The organism is Campylobacter sp. LH-2024 (assembly GCF_048270605.1).
GTDB lineage: Bacteria > Campylobacterota > Campylobacteria > Campylobacterales > Campylobacteraceae > Campylobacter_D > Campylobacter_D molothri.
In genome coordinates this window covers 829131-851202 of record NZ_CP168139.1, presented here as the reverse complement: position 1 = coordinate 851202, position 22072 = coordinate 829131, and the positions used below count along the sequence as shown (strand labels likewise).

Here is a 22072-nt window from a genome sequence, read left to right as displayed (position 1 = left end):
CTTTTTAAAAATTATTCTAAATTTAAATCTGGACTGTCATCGCTATTTTCCTCATCTATTTCTTCCTTAGGACATTTAGCAATGCTAACAACTTCATCATTTTCTACGTTAACAACAATAACTCCACTTGTATTACGTCCGGCTTTTCGAATGCTTTGCATATCAACACGGATCATTTTTCCACTACTTGTAAGAGCCATCAAATCCATACATTCATCTACAATCACCACACTAATGAGTTCTTTAGTCTTATCAGTGAGTTTCATACAAATAACACCCTTACCTCCCCTGCTTTGAAGTCTATATTCTCCAGCATTTGTGCGTTTTCCTATACCTTTAGCACTAATACTTAAAATTTCTTGTTCATCATTTTCTATAACAACAGCACCTACTAATTCATCATTTTTTTCTTTAAATTTAATAGCTGTTACTCCACGGCTTACGCGACCAATTTCACGCACTTTTGCAAGAGGAAATTTGATACACATTCCTTTTTTTGTAACTGCAAAAAGCATCTTTCCTTTTGTTTCTTCTTCTAATGATTCCTCATTTTCTATTTCGCTTTCTGTATCAAAATTATCCAAACAATCAGCTGATTCTAAAGGAAATTCTTCATCATCTCTTTGAACAATAATTGCAGTAACTAACTCATCATTTTCATCTAAATTAATTGCTTTTACACCAACGCTACGTATATTTTGATATTCACTTAAATTAGTACGCTTAACAATACCATTTTTCGTAAAGAAACACAAAGATTTACTTTGATCAAAATCAGTGGTCGGAATAATTGCCATAATTTTTTCTTCAGCTTGCAAATTAATCAAATTAACAACGGCTTTTCCTTTAGCGGTTCTTGATCCTTCTGGAATTTTATAAACTTTAAGCCAATAAAGCTGACCTCGATCGGTTACAAACATTAAAGTATCATGAGTATTCGCTGTAAAGAAACTTTCTATAAAATCATCATCATAAGTTGTAACAGCAAGCTTACCTTTTCCGCCACGTTTTTGTTTTTCATACTGCTTACTTGGAACACGTTTAATATAACCACGATGAGTTATAGTAACCACCATATTCTCATTTGGAATTAAATCCTCTACATCTATATCATCATAATCATCTTCTATTTGAGTAATGCGTGGTACATCAAATTTAGCTTTAATTTCTTTCAATTCATCACGAATTAAATCTTCGAGTAATTTTTCACTTTTTAAAATTTCATCCAATCTTGCAATTTCTTTCATGAGTTCTGCAAGTTCATTTTCAATTTTTTCTCTTTCAAGTCCTGTTAAACGTCCTAGTTTCATATCTAAAATAGCATTAGCTTGAATTTCACTTAAGCCAAATTTAGCCATTAAAGAATCTCTTGCACTGGCATTATCTGGACTATTTTTAATCAAAGCTATTACATCATCAATATTATCAAGCGCAATAGTAAGACCTTCCAAGATATGGGCTCTTGCCCTTGCTTTTTGAAGTTCAAAAATAGTTCTTCTAATAATAACTGTTTTTCTGTGAGTTAAAAAAAGATTTAAAAGCTCGCTTAAAGAAAAAATCTTAGGTTCTTTATTGTGGATAGCAAGCATAATCACACCAAAAGTGCTTTCCATCGTTGTGGATTTAAAAAGATTATTTAAAACAATTTCACTCATTGCTTCGCGTTTAAGTTCTATAACAACACGAATTCCTTCTCTATCGCTCTCATCTCTAACTTCAGAAATTCCTTCAATTTGTTTTTCTTTTACAAGATCAGCAATTTGTTCTATCAATCTTGCTTTATTAGTTTGGTAAGGAAGTTCATCTATAACAATAATATCTTTATTTGACTTCTTCTCTATATGAGTTTTTGCTCTAATCTTTACGCGGCCACGTCCTGTTCTATAAGCTTCAATAATACCTTTTTTACCATATATAATACCACCGGTTGGAAAATCAGGACCTTTGATAAATTGCATTAATTCTTCCAAGGTGGCATTTTTATTATCAAGCAAATATAAAAGACCATCAACTAATTCATTTAAACTATGCGGAGGAATATTGGTTGCCATACCCACTGCAATACCACTAGATCCATTAAGTAATAAATTTGGAACTCTAGCAGGTAAAACATCGGGTTCATTCATAGAATCATCATAATTTGGAATAAAATCTACTGTATCTTTATCAATATCACGCAAAAGCTCCTCAGCTAAAATTGTCATTCTAGCTTCTGTATAACGCATTGCAGCAGCGCCATCTCCATCTATAGACCCAAAGTTTCCTTGTCCATCTATAGTTGGATATCGCATAGAAAAATCTTGAGCCATTCTTACTAAGGCATCATAAACAGCAGTATCGCCATGTGGATGATATTTACCGATCACATCCCCAACAATACGCGCAGATTTCTTATAGGCACTACGACTCCCAACACCAAGATCATTCATAGCATAAAGAATTCTTCTATGTACAGGTTTTAAACCGTCTCTTGCATCAGGAAGAGCACGACCTATAATAACGCTCATAGAATAATCTAAATAACTACTTTTAATGGAATTTTCTATATCGACAATCTCAATATCAGAATCTTTGTTAAAAATATTTTCCATAAAAATCCTCTTCCACAATATTGAAATTTTTATTTTATCATATTAAACTTTTGCATCAGCTAAAACAAGAGCAAAAAGAACAGAAATTTCATTTTTTTCTAAAAATTTTTTAGCCTCCAATAAACTAGAACCTGAAGTTATAATATCATCCACTAAAATTACAGGATAAGAAATTCTTTTTAAAAGTTTGAAATTTCTTTTATTTTTTTGCCTATATATTAAACTTTTTCCAGAATATCTTAAAGAATTTTGAGAATGTAAAGCTCCAAATATAGGTTTAATAAATTGAGTTTTTAAATATTTGGCTAAAATAGCCGAATGAGAATAAAGTAAATTTTCTACTTTATCATCCAAAGCTATAACATTGATTTTTTCATTAGGAGAAAAGAAGTGTTTAAATTTAGCAAAACTAAGTTTTGCTAAAAAATGAAAGACAAAATAACCATAAAAATGATGTTTGGAGTGCAATAAATGCTTTATCTCATGATATTTATAAAAAGAATATACTTTAAAATTATCCTCAAGAACTCTTATCCCTAGAGAAAAATCAGATAATTCTTGAGAACAACTATCGCAAAAACAAAGCAGAGTAAAACCTCCGCAATTTAAACACTTCAAAGCTCTGAAATAATACTTGCCGCTTTATTAGCCATTTGTTTTATTAGTAAATGTGTATAAAATGGAACATCTTTTAAATTTTCAAAACCTTGCACATCTTGTTTTGTACGTAAGGTAAATTTTCTATTTTTATTCACATCGCTTAAATTTAAAACTCCTACAAGTTTTGAATGCAATCCTGTGCCATCTTGTCTTGCGCTATATTTGGAAAAAGCAAGATCAACTTTAGTTACATAAGGAGAATCTGCACTATTATCATCAAGTACTACAATACCTCTAGCTTGAAGTTCTTGTTTTAAATAAACATAAAAAACAGCATTAAAATCTAAATCTACATATAATTTTTGATTTTTTGCAAAAAATACTTTTTGATCCTCTTTTAAATCATAAAAGCGATGCAAATAAACTTTTTTCAAAGCTACTGCAGTATCTAAAGTACGCTTATTGGCACAGCACTCAATTCCAATATCACTAATATATAAAAGGCCTTTTATTTTAGCCTCATAGCCACTTGGACTCTCACAAGGGCTGCATGCTGAATTTTTAGAAATTTGATTAACTTGATCAAAAGTATTCTTGCTAGCACAAGAATTTAAAAATAAAACTACAAGGGTACAAAGTAGACACTTTTTAATCATTTCTTCTCCTTAAATTTATTATAAAAAATTATTTTTTAAGCATTGTATTAAAATTATCAACAAATTTCAAGTATATTTTAAAAATAAGTTTAATTTTAAAAATTTAATCAATTTTTAACACACTTAAAAAGGCCTCTTGAGGCAAATGAACTTTACCGATAGCCTTCATTCTTTTTTTACCTTCTTTTTGTTTTTCTAAAAGTTTTCTTTTTCTAGTAATGTCGCCACCATAACATTTTGCAGTTACGTTTTTTCCCATAGATTTAACTGTTTCTCTTGCAATGATTTTATTTCCAATACTTGCTTGAATAGCAACTTCAAAAAGCTGCCTAGGAACAATTTCTTTCATTGCACTCACAAGCTCTCTTCCTTTACTAAGCGCTTTTTCATTTGGCACGATAATGCTTAAAGCATCGACATTTTCTCCCGCTACTTTAATATCAAGCTTAACCAAATCTCCAACACGAAATTCAATCGGTTCGTAATCAAAACTCGCATATCCTTTAGTTAAAGATTTTAATTTATCATAAAAGTCCATAACAATTTCATTTAAAGGTATATCATATTCCAATAAAACACGCTCAGGCGTAATATAATCCATTTTCACTTGCATCCCTCTTTTACGATTTAAAAGAGTGATTAAATTTCCTAGAAATTCACTTGGAGTGATAATCGTAGCTTTAACATAAGGTTCTTTAATATGATCGATTTTATTAACAGGTGGGAGTTCGCTAGGATTTTGAATTTTCAAAAGTTCCCCATTGGTCTGATAAATTTCATATGTTACCGTTGGAGCTGTAGCAATAAGATCAAGATTAAATTCTCTTTCCAATCTTTCCTTAATAACTTCCATATGCAAAAGACCCAAAAAACCAACCCTAAAACCAAAACCTAAGGCCAAAGAAGTTTCTGGTTCATAAGTAATAGAACTATCATTAAGCTTTAATTTATCTAAAGCATCTCTTAAATCCTCAAATTTATCTGTTTCTATAGGATAAAGTCCCGCAAAAACAAAGGCTTTTGCTTTTTCAAAACCTCCTATAGCTTCTTTAGCTTTATTTTTAATTAAAGTAATAGTATCTCCAACTTGAACATCGCCCACTGTTTTAAGCCCTAAAACAACAACTCCAACCTCTCCTGATTTCAAACTTTGTGTTTTAATTGGATTTAAAGGGTGTGGGTAAAAAAGATCTTGAACAATATGTTTTTTACCAGTACTCATCACCAATACTTCATCATTTTTAGAAATTTGTCCTTCATAAATTCTAACTAAAGCCAAAGCGCCTAAATAGTTATCAAACCAAGAATCATAAATTAAAGCCTTAGTAGCAGCTTCATTATCTATTTTTGGTGCTGGAATTTTAGTAATAATTGTTTCTATAAGCTCTTTTATACCCACTCCTGTTTTTGCACTCACGCAAATTGCATCTTTGCAATCTATACCGATAATATGTTCAATTTCATGCTTAACTTTTTCTACATCTGCATTTGGAAGATCGATTTTATTAATAACTGGAATGATTTCAAGATTATTTTCAAGTGCAATATAAACATTAGCTATAGTTTGCGCTTCAACACCTTGAGAAGCATCGACTACAAGTAAGGCTCCTTCACAACTAGCTAAAGATCTACTTACCTCGTATGAAAAGTCAACATGACCTGGAGTATCAATCAAATTTAAAATATATTTTTGATTATTAAATGCATATTCTAAACGAACAGATTGGGCTTTTATTGTAATCCCACGTTCTTTTTCTATATCCATAGTATCCATAACTTGAGCACTCATTTGTCTATCGCTAATCGCTCCACATTCTGAAATAATTCTATCTGCTAGAGTACTTTTTCCATGATCAATATGCGCTATGATTGAAAAATTTCTAATATTTTCCATTGTTTTCCTAGATAAAAATATACTTTTAAAAATTCTAGCAAAAATATTTTTCAGAAATAATTAAATATTAGATCTTTAATATAAGAAATTATATATTTTTATTTTAAATTCTTTTTTTATCCTTCTTATCTCAAACCACAATTTGATATACCCCCCCCCATACCAATTATTGTTAGCTTTTATTAAAGCTTCTCCTAATTTATAAGATAAATGTTCTTTAAATTTTAAAGCCTCATTATAATCAGGATAAGATTCTAAGTAAGTAAGGCTAAATTTAGATTTTTCTTTAATTTAAATTTATAAGCCTTTTTTTCTTGTTTATCTGAAATAACAATACTTGGATATTATAAGGTAAAGTATAGAAAAGCTAATACACTTTTAGATTTTATAATCAAAGTTTATCCTAGTTTGCAAGAAAGTTGGTTTTAAATTCTTGTTTTAGCTGAAATTAATTTAAATAAAAGTTACTTTAGAATTCATAATACCCATTTTACCCCTTAAAAGATTTTCACTATTTTTTACTTTCCAAATTCTTTAACAATTAAATCTTGTCTAAATTGGCTAATTCTAAATGTTATTTTTAAATTAGAAATAGGTTTAAATCATTTTATAATGTTTACTTTATCTTATAATTAAATTAGATGTTTAAATTTTTAAAATGTTAATTTTAGATTTTACAAAGAAACTTTTTCATACTATGTTTATATAAAGCATAAAGTGATGAAGGTTATATTTTATGGAACTTCAAATTTTATACCTTTTAAAATACATTCTATATTAGAATAAAATCTATAATCCAAATATTTTCTTTATTTTTTTTTCAAATTTTATTAATTTTTTATTGCTTAAATCTGATATTTGGATATTCAAAGTATTAATTTGATTTTGCAAAGATGCCAACTTGATCGGATCTTTTCTTTGATTATATTGTTCAATAGCAATTTTATATTCCTTTAAATATTCACAAAGATGAGTAAAATCATATTCTTTTGAAATTTCAAATTCCGTTTCTTCTAGAATTTCTAAATCTTCTATTTTTATTTCTCTTGATGCAAGAAGAAAACCTATAATTCCAATATCTTCTTTATTGTTTTCCCAAATTTTATCAAACCAAGTAAATAATGGTTTTTTAACATTTTCATCCAGCAATTGATGAATTTTAATTTCAGAGTTAATTATAAAATCATATTCTAAGGCATTAAAACTTTGAGTTTCAAAAATTCCTTGTAAAACTTTTTGATCTTGATTTTCAAATATACAATAAGAAAATATTCTTTGTTTGTTGTGATAATGCATTCCTAAAATCTTCATTCCAAAATACTCTTTTGGAAAATTAAATTTTAACTCCTTAGAACTTTTTAAATTATAAACATTTTCTTTATATAGATAAGTTCTTTGATTAGTAAAATTATCATTTTTAGTTTCTATTATTTCATCTAAATCTAAAACTTTAAAATCAGGTATATTAAAACTTATATTCTTTTTGGGTTTCTTAAAAAAAATAAAATTTTCACAAATATTTTGCGCCATTTTTGAATAAACAAAATCCATAGGATGCTCTACTTCAAATAAATTAAACTGAGTATAAAAATCTAATAATTTTTCTCTTAAGCAAAATTCATAAGCATCAATAAAATTAAAACCGTATCTTTCACTTTGAATTTTATGAAAAGATGTATACTTTCCGCCACAAAAAACATAATGTTGCCATTGAATAATTAAAACTTTTTTTTGCAATTTACCTAAAATTTTATAAATATAATTATAAATTGACAAGATAAATTGACTACGTTTTTTGTCTTTAGGATAGGCTTGAGTGGTCGGATTAAAAATAATTAAATCTACCTCTTCAAAGATCTGTTTGTTTTTTTCTGCATAAACTATATATATGCCCCAAAGGATGAATTGATGGAAATCCAAAAGTATAGACTTTTGTATTAAAATTTCTTAAGGATTCTGCAAAACTATTCATCCAGGTAGATTCACAGGAGCCAAGTAAAACAATTTTCATAAATCAAAAGCCTTTTTTATCATTGTTTCTATAGTTTTAAAATCTTCAAAATTTTCAGGCATTATAAAATTCATGTCTAATTCTTGTTCATAAAAATCTTCTATTTGAGTTACTAATTTCATAATATCTAAACTATCTATTAAACCATTGGTGACTAAACTTTTAGAATTTTCATCAATATCTTCTCTTCCAATTTCTTTAAAAAATTGTTTAATTTCTTCCATTTTTTCTCCTTAAAGTTCTTTATAATAACCCCTATCAATCTTACCATTTTGATTAAGTTTAAAACTATCTATTCTTTTAAAATGTTTAGGTATCATATAAAGAGGTAATTTATCTTTTAAAAACATTCTAAAATCAATTTCTTCTTTACTCTCATAAAAACAAATAATCTCTTCTTTAAAAACACAAGTAGAGTTTCTTACTTTATCATGGGAATTAATAATATTTTCTATTTCTCCTAGTTCAATTCTATGACCCATGTATTTAATCTGATTATCAGCTCTTCCATAGCATAACAATTCTTCAAATTCATTATAAGCAACAATATCTCCTGTCTTATAGAGTAAATCTAAATAATTATCATGTAAAGGATTTTGTATAAAAGCTTTATTTGTTTTTTCTTTATCATTGTAATATCCTAAGGATAAAGAAGTTCCTCTTATATATAATTCTCCTTTTTTACCTATTTCTTTAGTACTTATATAATTCATATTTTCATCAAAGACTAGAAGTTCTGTATTTTTACAAGCTTTACCAATTGGTAAGAGTTCATCATCTTTAAAAGGGCGATTGATGATGTAGTAGGTGCAAACATCAGTGATTTCAGTAGGACCATAAAGATTAGCAAATAAACTTTGAGGTAAATGTTTTCTCCAGATATTAAGTTGCTTATTGGGCATGATTTCACCACAAAAGAGTATTTTTTTGAGATGTTTAGAAGAAAAATTATCTAAAGCTTCTGTATTTGCAAAATAAATCAATACTGAAGGCACCCAAAATATCGTACTTACTTTTTCTTGTTCTAAGCATTGTAATACTTTAGCAGGAAAAGCAAAAATATGATTAGGGATGATATGTAAAGTTGCACCTACTTTTACACTTGAAAAAATATCTAAAACACTATTATCAAAATAAAATGGAGCTTGATTGGCTAAAATTTCATTCTCATCAAAATCAAAAGTTTCACACACCCAAAACGTATAATCAATCACACTCTTATGAGCTATACTTACTCCTTTAGGAATTCCTGTACTCCCACTTGTAAAAAGTACATAAAGTAAATTAGTATCAATGTGTGTTTCTTTGGCTTTAGTGATTAAATTTTCATCTGTATTAAAACTTTTAAAATCTTGTGTATATAAAGTAGGTAAATTTAAATCTAAATTTAAATCTTTAGAAGTGATTAGAAGTTTTGGTTTTAAAACTTCTATAACTTTTTCTATTCTTTCTTTAGGACTTTTTTCATCTAAGAGTGTATAAAAGTTTCCACTTAAAGCTACACCAAAAAAAGAAATCAAACAATCAATTCCTTTGGGTAAGATAATAAGAATGGCTTTTTGTAAAGGTAAAGTATCATTATTTAATTTTCTTAGAATTTCACTGGCAACTTTTCTAGAATAAAGATCAAATTCTTTATAAGTGATTTCTTTTCTTTCTTTAGCAAAAGGTTCAACAAAGGCTATTTTTTCACTAAAATTTTCAACGCTTTTTTCTAGAAAGTTGTAGATGTGGGTGAGCATGCAAAAAAGCCTTTATAATAAAATCAAAAGATGATTATACCCCCCCCCAGTTAATATAGGCTTAAAAAATTAATACCTTTTCATCATAAAAAGTAGATAAATACCTCCTAATAAAGTCGCTATAACCCCTAAAGGAATTTCATAAGGAAATGATACAATTTTAGATATAAAATAAGCTAGAAACATTAAACAAATTCCAAGTAAAGCTGCCACAAAAAGTTGATTGTAAAATTTTTTAATTCCTAGCAATCTCATAATATGAGGAGCCAACAAGCCCACAAAACTAAAAGGACCTATACACAAAGCACTTAAGGCGCAAGCAAAAGCGCTTAAGATAAGAAAAACGATTTTAACTTTTACTACATTAAGCCCAACACTTAAAGCACAATTCTCCCCTAAAGAAAATATTTTTAGGTTAGGATATAATATATATAAAGTTGATAAAAAAATACCTGTATAAATTAATAAAAATAAGCTTAAATTTTTATCTATATTGATTAATCCAGCTTGAGTATAAGCTAAAAAAGTATAAGCTTTAAAGTCTCCACTAGCTAAGAAAATTTTACCCAAAGCATCTACAAAAAACATTATAGCTATGCCTATAAGAATGATTTTTTGTATATTTATATTTAATTTAGTGCTTAAAAAAAATAAAAAACATAAAACCAATAGAGCACCTATAATAGCAAAAATTTGAATATATTCTAAAGAAAAATATAAAGCAAATAATACACCCAAACTTGTTCCAGAATTAATCCCTAGCATCTCAGGTGATGCCATAGGATTAAAACTCAATCTTTGCAAGATAAATCCAACCAAAGCTAACAAAATACCACATAAAAGCAAAATAACAAGCTTGTTTAATCTTAATGCTAAAATTTCATCCAATATGTTTTTAAAACTCAAAGTTGAAAAATCAAAATACAAATTAAGAAAAAATAGCATCAAAACAAGTAAAATCAAACCTAAAATAATATATCTTTCTTTAAAATAAGAAAATATATAAATACCATCATCGCTAAAATTTTCTTTTAACATTTTAAAAACACCAAAAATAAACAACGGAGAACCGATTAATGCCAAAACTCCTCCAGTAGGCAAATCAATTCCTTTTGTAATTTGTAAAATTTGTAAAAATAAATCTACTCCAAATAACAAAAAAAAGCCTAAAAAACCGCAGATTAAAAACTCTTTTCTTAATTTTTTTATTTTAAAAAATTTCACAAAAATACTTGCAAATAAACCTAAAAAACTAATTACTCCTACAAAAGAAACCACCAAAGTGATAAAATAAGCACTCAAGCATAAGGCAAAAAATTTAACATAAAAGATATTTTGTCCCACACTGCTTGCAAGTTCATCTCCTAAATTTAAAATTTTTAAATAAGGGATAAAAAAATACAAACTAATCAACGCTATACTAGAATAACAAAAAAGCTCTATAATATCTTTAAAACCATTTTGAGTAAAATAACCACTATTAAAAAGTAAAAAAGACTTACTTTCTTCTGGATAAAAAAGGATCAGTAAAGAACTTAAAGCGCCAAAAACCATCCCACTTATAAGGCCTAAAAGGATTATACTTGTGGAATTTAAATGCTTTTTAAGCATAAAAATAAAAATTAAAAACAAAATTAAAAAAGCTCCCAAAAAGCCCATTAACACTTTTGAAATATTTAAAAAATCAGGAAAAAATAAAGTAGCGATTAATATAGCAAAACTAGCACTAGGAGCCACACCTAATGTTGTATCGCTGGCTAAGGGATTTTGCATTACTATACGCAAAATCAAAGAAGAAAAAGCAAGCAAAAAACCGCACAATAAACACATAAAAAAACGGCTTAAATTATAATTTAAAAAAATAAAAGAAAATAAATTTTCATGATTATATTTTTTTAAAAATTCAAATTCCAAAAAAAGAAAAACACAAAACAAAGCAATCAGTATAAACACACATGAAAAAATAATTTTTTTCACTCAATTACCTCTATAAGTTCTTTAGCAAAGCGTCTCATACTCATCAATGATCCTGCACTCCAAATAGGCTCTAATTCATTATAATCTTGAAAAATATTCATTTTTTGATAAAAAGGATTTTGTTTTAACTCTTCATCAAGCTTAAAAGGAGTTGGCTTAATGACTATAAATTTTGTTTCTTTTGGAAATTTTAAAAGATCTAAAAAACTTATAATATCAACACCCCAAGCGTTGTTTGTATTTTTATCATAAGCATTTTTCAAACCAAGTTGTTCTAATGCCGCACCAAAAAGACTGTGTTTTGTATAAATTCTTAAATGTTTTTTATCTACAAATTGAACTATAGCAATGGGCTTAGTATAATGTAATTTCTTTTTAGAACTTTCAAAAAAAAGCTTTGTATTTTTAATAAATTCTAAGGCTTCTTGTTTTTTGTTTAAAATTATTCCTATCTGCAAAACGCCTTCATTGATACTAGTATATACATCTTTTTTATTTTGATAAAAATCAATAATTTTTATTTTATTTTTTAAAATATGATTATCGATGACAAATAAAGATGAAGTGATGATTAAATCGGGCTTTAAATTGATAATATATTCTATATTAGGTTGAACTCTAAGACCGACATCTTTTACACTTTGGGGTAAAACGGGCTCTTTTACCCAAGTATTATATATTCTCTTATCTCCGACTGCTAAAGGCTGGGAATTTAACATCATCATTGTTTCAGCCATAGTCCAATCTAAAGCGATGATTTTCAATTCTTTAGCTTGTATAAGTTCTAATAAAATTAAAAGCGAAATAATAATTTTTTTCATATTTTAAAAAAGTGCAATAGGAGATTTTCTTTTAGGATGCTCTATAATACTAGCATCAATATTAAATATATCTTTTAGTTTTTCTTCTTGCATAAATTCTTGCTTGCTTGCATTAAAAACAACCTTTCCTTCTTTTAAAGCAATAATTTCATCGCAATATAATGCCGCTAAATTAATATCATGTAAAATTAATACTATGCCCACTTTAAATTCTTTATTTAATTTTAATATTAATTCCATTAATTCAAATTGATATACAATATCTAAAGCAGCTAAAGGTTCATCTAAAAATAAAAATTCACTTTTTTGTGCTAAAAGCATTGCCAAAAAAGCTCTTGTTTTTTCTCCTCCAGAAAGAGTATGAATTTCTCTATTTGACAAACTTAAAGTATTCGTTAATCTCATCACTTCTTCGATTAATTCTTTATCTTGATTTTTAAAAAATAATTTTTCATAAGAATAGCGCCCCATTTTCACAAGCTCTTTTACGCTTAAATATCCTAAATTAGGTAAATATTGCGGTAAATAAGCTATTTTTTGAGCTAATTGTTTGGAAGAAAATTTAGCTATATCTTGTTCATTAAAACAAATTTTTCCAGAAGTTGGCTTTAACTGTCTAGCCAAAATTTTCAATAAAGTTGATTTTCCTGAACCATTATGCCCCATAAGGCCGTAAATTTTGTTATTTTCAAAACATAAATTTGTAGGATAAATAATATATTGATTTTGATTTTTAAAATTTACATTGCAACTTTTTATGAGTGCCATTGCTCAATCATATCCTCTTTGAAAAACTTAAGCTCGGATTATAGCATAAAGAAAAATAAAAAATAAATAAAAAATAATTTTTCTTTAAATTTTAAAATTATATAATTCGCATTTTGAAAGTCAATTTCATTATTATAATTAAAAATTTTTCGTTTAAAAAAAGGAGAACCTATTTTTATGAATAAAGTATTCAATTCTTTTTTACTTATTTCAATAAGTGCTAGTTTAGCTTTAGCAAAAGAATCTTCTTATGAGCTAGGTACTGTTAGTGTTGTAGGATCTATCGAGAAAGGAAATCAAAGTGTAGATTATCTCAGCCCAAAAAGTGTTTCTGTAATTAGCGCCAAGCAAATTCAAGAAGAAGGTGCGCAGCAACTTGATGAGATTGCTAGATACGAAAGTGGTTTTGTTTCTCAAATTTATGGTGCGGATTTAGATACAACAGATTGGCTTAAATTAAGAGGATTTGATGCAAGTTTAGTTTTGGATGGAACAGCTATTTATAAAGGTGGATATTTTGGATGGTCACCAGATTTATATGGCTTAGAAAAAATAGAAGTTATTAAAGGGGCTGATTCTTTAAGTTATGGATCTTCTCAAAGTGGTGGCGTGATCAATTTAGTTAGCAAAAGACCTCAAAAAAACCCTATAGCAGAAATAGGAGCTAAAATAGGAAATTTATCCCAAAATGGCCTATTTTTCGATATTGGAGATAAAGCTTTTAACACAAATAGTAATTTTAGAATCGTAGGAAACTATTTTAGGCAAAATGGACAGCTTGATGGAACTTGGCAAGAACATTATTATTTTGCACCAAGCTTAGCTATAAATATAGATGATGATACATTTTTAACGCTTCTTAGTAGTTTTCAGTACGATCAAGGAGTGCCTACAACTGGATTTTTTCCTGTTTATGGAACCATCATTGATACACCACAAGGAACAATTAAGCCAAGTACAAATTTAGGATCACCTTTGAGCGATTATTTAAAAAGAAAACAATATTCTTTAGGATATGAATTTATACATTATTTTAATGATGAATTAACTTTTATGCAAAATTATCGTTATAATATGGAGGATAAAAGTCAATTTGCTGTAAGCTTTTCAGCTTTAGACTCTAGCAATTCCACTACAGCTAAAAGAAGCTCTATCATCTTAGATGGTATAGCAAGAAGCCATACTTTAGACAATAGACTGGTTTTAAAGCATAATTACAAAGAACTTGAAAACACTCTTACAAGTGGAATAGACTATCAATATATCTATGTCAATGGAAAATATGGTTATGGAAGCGCAAGTAATGTCAATATCTTTGATCCTGATCATACCCCACAAATTAAAAGTAAAGTGCCTACATATCTAGTCAAACAATCACAATTAGGTCTATATGTTCAAGATAGAGCTAAGCTTTATGATAAATGGATTTTAGATCTTGGTATGCGTTTTGATAAAGCTAAAAGTAATGCAAAAAGCTTTGGAAATAAAAGCGATTATAATGTCAATCATACAACTTTTCAAACAGGCTTGATGTATATATTTGAAGATTTAGGACTAATGCCTTTTGTCAGTTACTCAGGAGCCTTTAGACCTATAGCAGGAAGTGACGGAGAAGGCAAGGGTTATAAGCCTTATGAAAGTAGACAATATGAAGCTGGTTTTAAATATCTTCCTTATTTTATCGATGGAGAACTTAATCTTTCTTATTTTGACATCCAAGAAAAAAATGCTCTAGTTAATGCCGATCCAAGTGCACATACACCCGTATCTATACAAGCTGGAAAGCAAAATGCTAAAGGCTTAGAGCTAAGCTCAAATATAGCTTTGAGTGAAAGCATAAATTATACTTTAGCTTATGCACATTATTTTCAAACTCACACCTCTTTAGACGCACTAAAAACTATAAGAACGCCAATGATGCCAAAAGACATTTTTGCCACTAAAATTTCTCATACTTTTAAAATCGATCATAAACAAAATTTTAAAAGTAGTTTTGGAATACGCTACGTAGGAAGTAGCACTGACGAGGCTGGGAATCCTAATATCAAAGTGCCTTCATATACACTTTATGATCTTGCCTTTAGCTATAATTATGATAAATGGAATGCTCAGTTAAATATCGATAATATTTTTAATAAAAAATATGTTAGCGGATGTTATTATTCTTGCTATTATGGTGAAGGTATTAAAGGAATTTTATCCATTTCTTATAAATATTAATAAATACTAAATTCTCTTAAGCTTAAGTATGCTATACTCTAGCTTATGAGATTTTTAAATATTATTTTATTTTTACCTTTAGCATTGTTTGGTTCCAACTTAAAAGAACTTATAAATTTAAGTCAAAAAAATGAGCAATATTTTATCAAGCAAATTCAAAGCGAACAAGCTAAACTTACAAGTAATGAAGTTTTTAGAAATTATTTGCCAAGTCTTAGTTTAAATTCCGCCTATGTGGCTAACAATAAAGATCGTTTTATTATTGATCCTCAAGAAAGTTTATTTGCAAAATTTTCTCTGAATTTTCTACTTTTTGATGGTGGCGCTAGAGAAGCTAATTTAAAAGCCTTAAAAGAGCAAGAAAAAATTAGCTTACTTAGCAAAGAACAAACTAGAAATTATTTAGCTTTAAATGCAACTACTCTTTATTTTAATTCTTTAAGTCTTAGAAAAATCATTGCCACAAATGAACAGAAAGTGGAGTTTTTAAAATCAACCTTACAAAGATTAAAAAAATTTTACGCTACAGGATTAAGTTCTAAAGATGAATTAGAAAGTATAGAAGCAAAATTTCATTTAAGTGTTTTAGATTTGCATCAAAATGAATTAAAATTTGAAAATATCCAAAAAGAAATTAGAATTTTAACCGGAGAAAATATCATTCCTGAAGGCCAAGCAACATTGGAAAAACCTTTTTATGATAAAGTATTAAATAATTATGATGTGCTTATTGCTAGAGAAAATGTTAATTTAGCTAGAGAAAATGTTAATTTAGCCAAAGCTCAGTATTATCCTAAATTTTTTATTCAAGATAATTTCGGATTTTATAAAAACAATTATAACCCAAAAGTTCCTTATCCTTTTATCAATCTAACCAATGAAATCTTAGAAAAATATTCACAAAATAATCAAATTATTTTAGGAATAGAATGGAAAATTTTTGATTTTAATTCTAGAGCCAAAAAGGTTGAAAAAGAGCGTTTAAATGTTCAAATTGCAAATGCAAATGCAAGATTAAATGAAAGAAAAAACCGAGAAGAATTGTTGTATTTGCTTAAAAATATAAAAGTCTTAAAGGAGCAAATTATAGCCCTAAAATTAGCACTCAAAGCTGCTAATATAGCCTTTGAAAGTATAGATAAAAAATATAGCGCAGGACTTGTTTCTTATGTAGAATATTTACAAGCTTTAGAGGCTAAATTTAAAGCTCAAAGTGATCTAGAATTAGCAAGAAACGAATTTGAAATCACAAAAGCAAATTATTATTTTAATGCTGGAGTACAAATCATTTCAAAGGTAAAACAATGAAAATATTTTTAATTTTAATATTTTCTTTTAATGTAATTTTTGCAGAAGAAATTTATGCAAGTTTTAATGTAGAAGCATCAAGACAAAGCAAATTAGCTATTGAAAGCATAGGGATAGTATCACAAATTCCAATCACAATTGGACAAAAGGTTAAAAAGGGAGACCTTTTAATTGCCCTTGATCAAACCAGTGAAAAAATAGCACTTGAAAATGCCAAAAATTCATATAATTTAGCCCTAGCCCAATATGAAAATACAAAAAGCAAAATGAAAAAAATTAATTCTGTTCAAGATGTTATTGATAAACAAAGTTATGAAGATATGAAAACACAATTTAATATAGCTAGCTTAAATTTAACTAAAGCTAAAATCAATATGGATTATTATAAAAATATACTTGAAAAAAAAGAATTAAGAGCGCCTTATGATGCAATTGTTTCAAATAAATTTATACAGATTGGAGAGGGAGTTGGCGGAGTAGCTCAACCTTTAGTAGAAATTTTTTCTTATCCTCAAAGTAAACTCATTTTAAGTTTTGATGAAAAATATAAAGATAAAGTAAAAATTGGAGATGAATTTATTTATAAATTAGATCAAAGCAATAACCAAATTAAAGGAAAAATCAGCCTAATTTATCCAAGCATAGAGGTAAAAACAAGAAAAATTTATGCTGAAGTTGAAGCTTCAGGATTAACCCCGGGACTTTTTGGAGAAGGTAAGATAATTACAAAAGATTAGAATATGTTTAAATTAGCAATAAATAGACCTATTACCGTATTAATGTTTTTTTTAGCACTCGTTATCTTTGGATTTATTTCCGCATTTAATATGAGTGTTAATTTATTTCCAAATGTTTCCATTCCTCTTATTAAAATTACAAGTAAGGCTAATGGAGATTTAAATTTTATAGAATCAAAAATTACCAAGGAAATAGAAAATGCTCTAAGTGAAATTGATGGGGTTAAAACTATAACTTCGGTTGCATATGATAATTTTAGTATTTCTGTAGTCGAATTTAAACTTGGCAAAAATCTCGAAGTAGCTGCTAATGATGTAAGAGATAAAATAGGTACCTTAAGTCTTCCAACTAAACCTGAAGTTGAGAAAATAAGTTCTGATTCTGGTTCAGCTATATCACTTTTTCTTTACTCGCCAAATAAACTTTCTCTTATGCAAAATATCAATGACAAAATCAAGCCTTTTTTACAAAGGGTCGATGGTGTAGGAAAAATTGATGCCAAAGGTTTTTTAAAACCTCAAATTCGCATCAATTTAAAACCGGAGCAATTACAAAAATATAATCTTAATGCCTATGATGTAGCCAATATCATTAAAAGTCAAAATTTTAAACAAGCCTTAGGAGAATTAAATAATCAAAAAAATAATTATATTATTAAAGGTTATTTCGAAGCTAATGATTTAAATGAATTAAAAAAATTACGTATTAAAACTGGTGTATTTTTAAGTGATATTGCTGATATACAAAATCTTTATGAGGATGAAAAGCAAAGTGCGATTTATCAAGAAAAAGAAGGTGTGCTCTTAGAGCTTGGCAAAGTGAATAATTATAATACACTCCAAATGATAAAAAATGTTAAAAATTCTCTAAGCACTTTAGAAAAGCAAATTCCTAGCGATATAAAATTTAATATTGTTTATGATAAAAGCTTAAATATCTATAAACATCTTTCACAAGTTATTTTTGATATGGTTTTAGGTATTTTCTTAACGCTAATTATTGTATTTTTATTTTTAAGAAATTTAAGTGCTACCCTTATTGCTTGCATTGCAATACCAACTTCAATAATTTCAACTTTTTTTATCATTGATATTTTAGGCTATGATCTAAATCGTCTTACCTTTATTGCCCTAACTTTAAGTATAGGAATTTTTATAGATGATGCTATTGTAGTGATTGAAAATATCGCTAAAAAATTAAAAGAACATCCGCCCTTACAAGCTGCTTTTTTAGGGGTTAATGAAATAGGTTTTAGCGTATTAAGCATTAGTGTTGTTTTACTTTGCGTTTTTATTCCTATTTCTTATATGAAATCTGTACCTGGGCTTTTTTTTAACGCCTTAGGAATTAGCGTTGCAAGTGGTATCGTAATTAGTTTTTTAGTTTCTATATTTTTGATTCCAAGTTTAAGTGCTAGATTTTTAAATCCTAAAGAAAGTCGATTTTATCAAAAAAGTGAAGCTTTTTTTCAAAAAATAGAAGAAAAATATGAAAATATACTTTATAAAATTTTAAAAAATAAAATTAAATTCATCTTAGCAAGTCTTGTTTTTGTAATTTTATCCTTTGGTTTAGCTAGTCGTATTGGACTTGATTTTTTACCTATGGAAGATGACAGCGAAATTCAAGTTTTGCTTGAGAGTAAACAAGATTTGAGTTTTGAAGCTATGCGAAAAAAAAGTCTTGATCTTTTAGAAAAAATTCAAACAGATGAAAATGTAAAATACGCTTTTTTAATTTTAGGATATGATGATGCTAAAGATGCCACAAAAGCTAAAATTTATATAAAGCTTAAAAATTTAGGTGAGAGAAAATTAAGACAAAGTGCAATAGTTAATTTATATCGTCAAAAATTTCAAGAAGATGGCATCAAAATCAAAGTTTTAGAGCTTCCAAAAATCGAAGGCGCTGGAATTGATGATCCAGTTCAATTTTTAGTTTTAGGCGATGATTTAGATTCTATAAAACAAGCTGCTAATCGTGCCAAAGAGATTTTAGGAAGTAATTCTCATATTGTTGATATAAGCGATAATGCTAATTCAACAAAAGATGCTGTTGCTCTTCATATTAATAAAGAAAAAGCAAAGCTTTTAGATGTTAATCCAGAATATATTGCCGCAGTATTAAGTTACTCTTTTTCTCAATTAAGTGTTGGGGGTATGGACAGAGGAAATTCAAAAGACGATCTTATTTTAAGCTTTTCACCTGATTTTAAAAAAAATATAGAAGCTCTTAAGCGGATTAATATAAGAAATAATCAAGGTATTAACTTAGATCTTTCAAGTGTTGTTGATTTTTCTTATACTAAGGATTTAAAAACTATCAATCGTTATAACAAAAGTCGATCTATTAAGGTTACAGCTGGAGTTAATGATATTTCGCTAGGAGCGGTTCAAAAACTCTTACTTAATAATATGGATTATATTTTAGGTAAAAATTCAAATCTTAATTATGCTTTTTCAGGCTTTATAAATCTTTTAGGTGAAACCGTTCAAGGTTTTGTGATGGCTATAACTTTAGCTTTTGTTTTAATTTATCTTGTTTTAGCTGCACTTTATGAAAGTCTTATTTTACCATTAATTATAATGATCACTATGCCTTTGGCTTTTGGTGGAGCTTCTATAGGACTTTTCATTACTGGACATAATTTCTCACTTTTTGTTTTAATTGCCATCATCTTACTTTTTGGTATGGTGGGGAAAAATGCGATTTTACTTGTAGATGTAGCCAATAAAAAATGTCATGAAGGTATAGAACCTGATAAAGCTTTATTGATCGCTGGAAAATCTCGCTTAAGAGCTATTTTAATGACAACTTTTGCGATGATTTTTGCTATGATTCCTCTTGCTATTTCAAGAGGAGCAGGATACGAATCTAATTCCCCAATGGCCATAGCGATTATTTTTGGTCTTATTAGCTCAACTCTTTTAACTTTATTAGTTGTACCAGCACTCTTTAAATTTTGCTATACTCTTGATAGTAAATTAAGAAAAATATATGAAAGAAAAAAAATAGATTAAAAGACTTATTTAAGTCTTTTAAGCATTGTTTTTATATAGAGCTTTAAGATTATTGTAAGCAATTTGTATTTTTTCAAATTGTTCTCTAGTATAAGCTTTTTCTTCGGCACTTTTACCCTGATAAAAATCAGGATGATAAAGCTTTACCATCATTAAATATTTTTGTCTGATTTCACTAAGATCATTTTGAGGTGTACATTCTAAAGTTGTAAAATAATTATTAAAAAGCTTTGCTAAAGCATTAAATTTCCATTTTGCATTTTCTTTTTTAAAAATATCTTGGCGAAAATCTTTATATTCTTGACGATCCACTTCAAAATTAACACGATATCTTAAATGCTCACTCTCATCAGCAAAAGCTTCAAAAAGTTCCAAGGTGTTTTCATCTTTATATTTAAGCATTAAAATACTTGTTGCTTCATCATATTCTATATAATGCTCTTTAAAATAATTTTTCATATAGGCTATAAATAATTTTTCATTAGAACTAAGTTGCATTAGAATTTGATTTCCCGCAAAACTTGTTTTTATAAAAAGCATAGGTTTTAGCATGTTGTTTTGCTCAAAATTAAGTCTAAAAGTTTTAAAATGAGCATCTTTTAAATTCTCTATGCTTTCATTAGAACTCTTACGATATTTTTGATCTAAGACTTTTAAAAAATATCGACGTTGCGGAATTTCATTTTCCTCAAAAAAAGAAAAAATCTTATTTTTTCGCCCTATAACTTTTGTGAAATTTTTGGTAATTAAGTCTTTAAAATACTGAAAAACGCTAATATCATCAGTATTAACATTAATCGTCTCTAAAGTTTGCACAATTTGCATCTTCTCTCTCCCATAAAACCTCATTTTCAAAAAGAGAACTTGTCTCTTTTAAAATTTCATTAGGTGTATAATCGGCTTTATACGATAAAGATTGACACTTTTTTACAAAATATCCCAAATAAATATATTTTAAATTTTTACTTTTAGCAAATTTGATCTCATTTAAAAGAGAAAACTTACCCAAGGAAAGATATGCAAAATCAGGATCGTAAAAACAATAAATACTTGAAATTCCATCCTCAACCTCATCAATAAGATCAACACAAACAAGCTTATTATCAACATAAAAAGCAAGCTCATAACCAAAATCCATAAATCCATCTATATAAAGATTATAATATTGTCTAAAATTTAAATCATATCTTTTCCACTTCTTTTTATCTTCCATAAAACGATGGTATTTATCATATAAAAATAAATGTTCATTACTCAAAGCTGGTCTTCTAAGTATCATTTTAGTATTGATATTTTTTTTAAAAACTCTTCTTTCATTGCGAGAAAATTTATATTCATTAGCTAAAATTCTAAGACTAAGACATTCTTGACAATCTCTACAAATTGGACGAGAAAAATACCTTCCAAAGCGTCTCCAACCACGTTGGATTAGTTTAGTATTGATTTCTTTGGAACAATTTTGTATGTATTTATATTCTATTCTTGAGCGTTTTGTTTCTAAGTATGGACATTTATCTTCAAGAGTGCAAAATCCAATTTCAAACATTTAAATTTTCTTAATATCTGAATTCTTGATAAATTCAGAAAATTCATCTTGCAATTTTTCTTCCTTTAGAAAAATTTCTTGCATTTCTTTATCTAAAAACATTTCTTGTTTGTTTTGTTTTTTTTCTTTTTTTATATTTTTTATTTTCACAGTATTAGTTTGCATTTCTTTTTTTATATT

At 27.7% G+C, this 22072-nt stretch carries 17 protein-coding genes and 1 pseudogene; 4 read left to right on the top strand and 14 right to left on the bottom strand.

Translation table 11 applies throughout. From position 1 onward, the window contains the following. Window positions 1-11 precede the first annotated feature (11 nt). The 11 genes and pseudogenes from gyrA to ACD570_RS04330 all read right to left on the bottom strand — a co-directional run bounded on the left by gyrA (window position 12) and on the right by ACD570_RS04330 (window position 13060). Window positions 12-2591 (bottom strand): DNA gyrase subunit A, encoded by a 2580-nt coding sequence (gene gyrA / locus ACD570_RS04380; protein ID WP_337197460.1) that lies wholly within the window; start codon window positions 2589-2591, stop codon window positions 12-14. A gap of 42 nt (window positions 2592-2633) precedes the next feature. Continuing rightward, window positions 2634-3209, bottom strand: coding sequence for a ComF family protein (locus ACD570_RS04375; RefSeq protein ID WP_337197458.1), 576 nt, complete (start codon window positions 3207-3209; stop codon window positions 2634-2636). Then, window positions 3206-3847, bottom strand: a complete 642-nt coding sequence (gene mapA, locus ACD570_RS04370) for an outer membrane lipoprotein MapA (RefSeq protein WP_417904157.1) — start codon at window positions 3845-3847, stop codon at window positions 3206-3208. The genes ACD570_RS04375 and mapA overlap by 4 nt, the downstream gene beginning before the upstream one ends. A gap of 103 nt (window positions 3848-3950) precedes the next feature. Then, a complete protein-coding gene (gene lepA / locus ACD570_RS04365) occupies window positions 3951-5741 on the bottom strand; it encodes a translation elongation factor 4 (protein WP_337197455.1) in 1791 nt (596 codons plus the stop codon). Window positions 5742-5816: 75 nt separating this feature from the next. Next, a pseudogene (locus ACD570_RS04360) lies at window positions 5817-6166 on the bottom strand (hypothetical protein); the annotation flags it as partial. Window positions 6167-6530: 364 nt separating this feature from the next. Next, window positions 6531-7661 (bottom strand): hypothetical protein, encoded by a 1131-nt coding sequence (locus ACD570_RS04355; RefSeq protein WP_417904156.1) that lies wholly within the window; start codon window positions 7659-7661, stop codon window positions 6531-6533. 87 nt (window positions 7662-7748) lie between these two features. Further along, entirely contained in the window at window positions 7749-7976 is a 228-nt protein-coding gene (locus ACD570_RS04350) for an acyl carrier protein (RefSeq protein ID WP_417904155.1), read from the bottom strand. A gap of 9 nt (window positions 7977-7985) precedes the next feature. Next, window positions 7986-9494, bottom strand: coding sequence for an AMP-binding protein (locus ACD570_RS04345; RefSeq protein WP_417904154.1), 1509 nt, complete (start codon window positions 9492-9494; stop codon window positions 7986-7988). 69 nt (window positions 9495-9563) lie between these two features. After that, window positions 9564-11471 carry an iron ABC transporter permease gene (locus ACD570_RS04340; RefSeq protein WP_337204758.1) on the bottom strand — a complete coding sequence of 636 codons (1908 nt, stop codon included), beginning with the start codon at window positions 11469-11471 and terminating at the stop codon, window positions 9564-9566. Further along, window positions 11468-12292: an ABC transporter substrate-binding protein gene (locus tag ACD570_RS04335; RefSeq protein ID WP_337204759.1), complete on the bottom strand. Its 825-nt coding sequence runs from the start codon at window positions 12290-12292 to the stop codon at window positions 11468-11470. Before ACD570_RS04335 ends, ACD570_RS04340 begins: the two co-directional genes overlap by 4 nt. 3 nt (window positions 12293-12295) lie before the next feature. Continuing rightward, window positions 12296-13060 carry an ABC transporter ATP-binding protein gene (locus ACD570_RS04330; protein WP_200280590.1) on the bottom strand — a complete coding sequence of 255 codons (765 nt, stop codon included), beginning with the start codon at window positions 13058-13060 and terminating at the stop codon, window positions 12296-12298. A 177-nt stretch (window positions 13061-13237) separates the two neighbouring features. Between ACD570_RS04330 and ACD570_RS04325 the strand changes: the two genes are divergently transcribed. Genes ACD570_RS04325 through ACD570_RS04310 form a run of 4 tightly spaced genes read left to right on the top strand, consistent with a single transcriptional unit; the run spans window position 13238 to window position 20346 of the window. Next, window positions 13238-15280 carry a TonB-dependent siderophore receptor gene (locus tag ACD570_RS04325; RefSeq protein ID WP_337204760.1) on the top strand — a complete coding sequence of 681 codons (2043 nt, stop codon included), beginning with the start codon at window positions 13238-13240 and terminating at the stop codon, window positions 15278-15280. 45 nt (window positions 15281-15325) lie between these two features. After that, on the top strand, window positions 15326-16588 hold the full coding sequence (locus ACD570_RS04320) for a TolC family protein (RefSeq protein ID WP_239820729.1): 1263 nt from the start codon (window positions 15326-15328) through the stop codon (window positions 16586-16588). Next, entirely contained in the window at window positions 16585-17325 is a 741-nt protein-coding gene (locus ACD570_RS04315; RefSeq protein WP_337196314.1) for an efflux RND transporter periplasmic adaptor subunit, read from the top strand. The genes ACD570_RS04320 and ACD570_RS04315 overlap by 4 nt, the downstream gene beginning before the upstream one ends. A 3-nt stretch (window positions 17326-17328) precedes the next feature. After that, window positions 17329-20346, top strand: a complete 3018-nt coding sequence (locus tag ACD570_RS04310) for an efflux RND transporter permease subunit (protein ID WP_337207312.1) — start codon at window positions 17329-17331, stop codon at window positions 20344-20346. 18 nt (window positions 20347-20364) lie between these two features. Here the strand turns inward: ACD570_RS04310 and ACD570_RS04305 are convergent, their stop codons facing one another. The 3 genes from ACD570_RS04305 to ACD570_RS04295 are packed head-to-tail and all read right to left on the bottom strand — an operon-like array spanning window position 20365 to window position 22057. Beyond that, complete coding sequence (locus ACD570_RS04305; RefSeq protein WP_239820732.1) at window positions 20365-21171, bottom strand: adenylosuccinate lyase; 807 nt, start codon at window positions 21169-21171, stop codon at window positions 20365-20367. Next, a complete protein-coding gene (locus tag ACD570_RS04300) occupies window positions 21140-21892 on the bottom strand; it encodes an arginyltransferase (RefSeq protein ID WP_337196316.1) in 753 nt (250 codons plus the stop codon). The genes ACD570_RS04305 and ACD570_RS04300 overlap by 32 nt, the downstream gene beginning before the upstream one ends. Further along, window positions 21893-22057 carry a hypothetical protein gene (locus ACD570_RS04295; RefSeq protein ID WP_374260908.1) on the bottom strand — a complete coding sequence of 55 codons (165 nt, stop codon included), beginning with the start codon at window positions 22055-22057 and terminating at the stop codon, window positions 21893-21895. Between the last annotated feature and the right edge of the window lie 15 nt (window positions 22058-22072).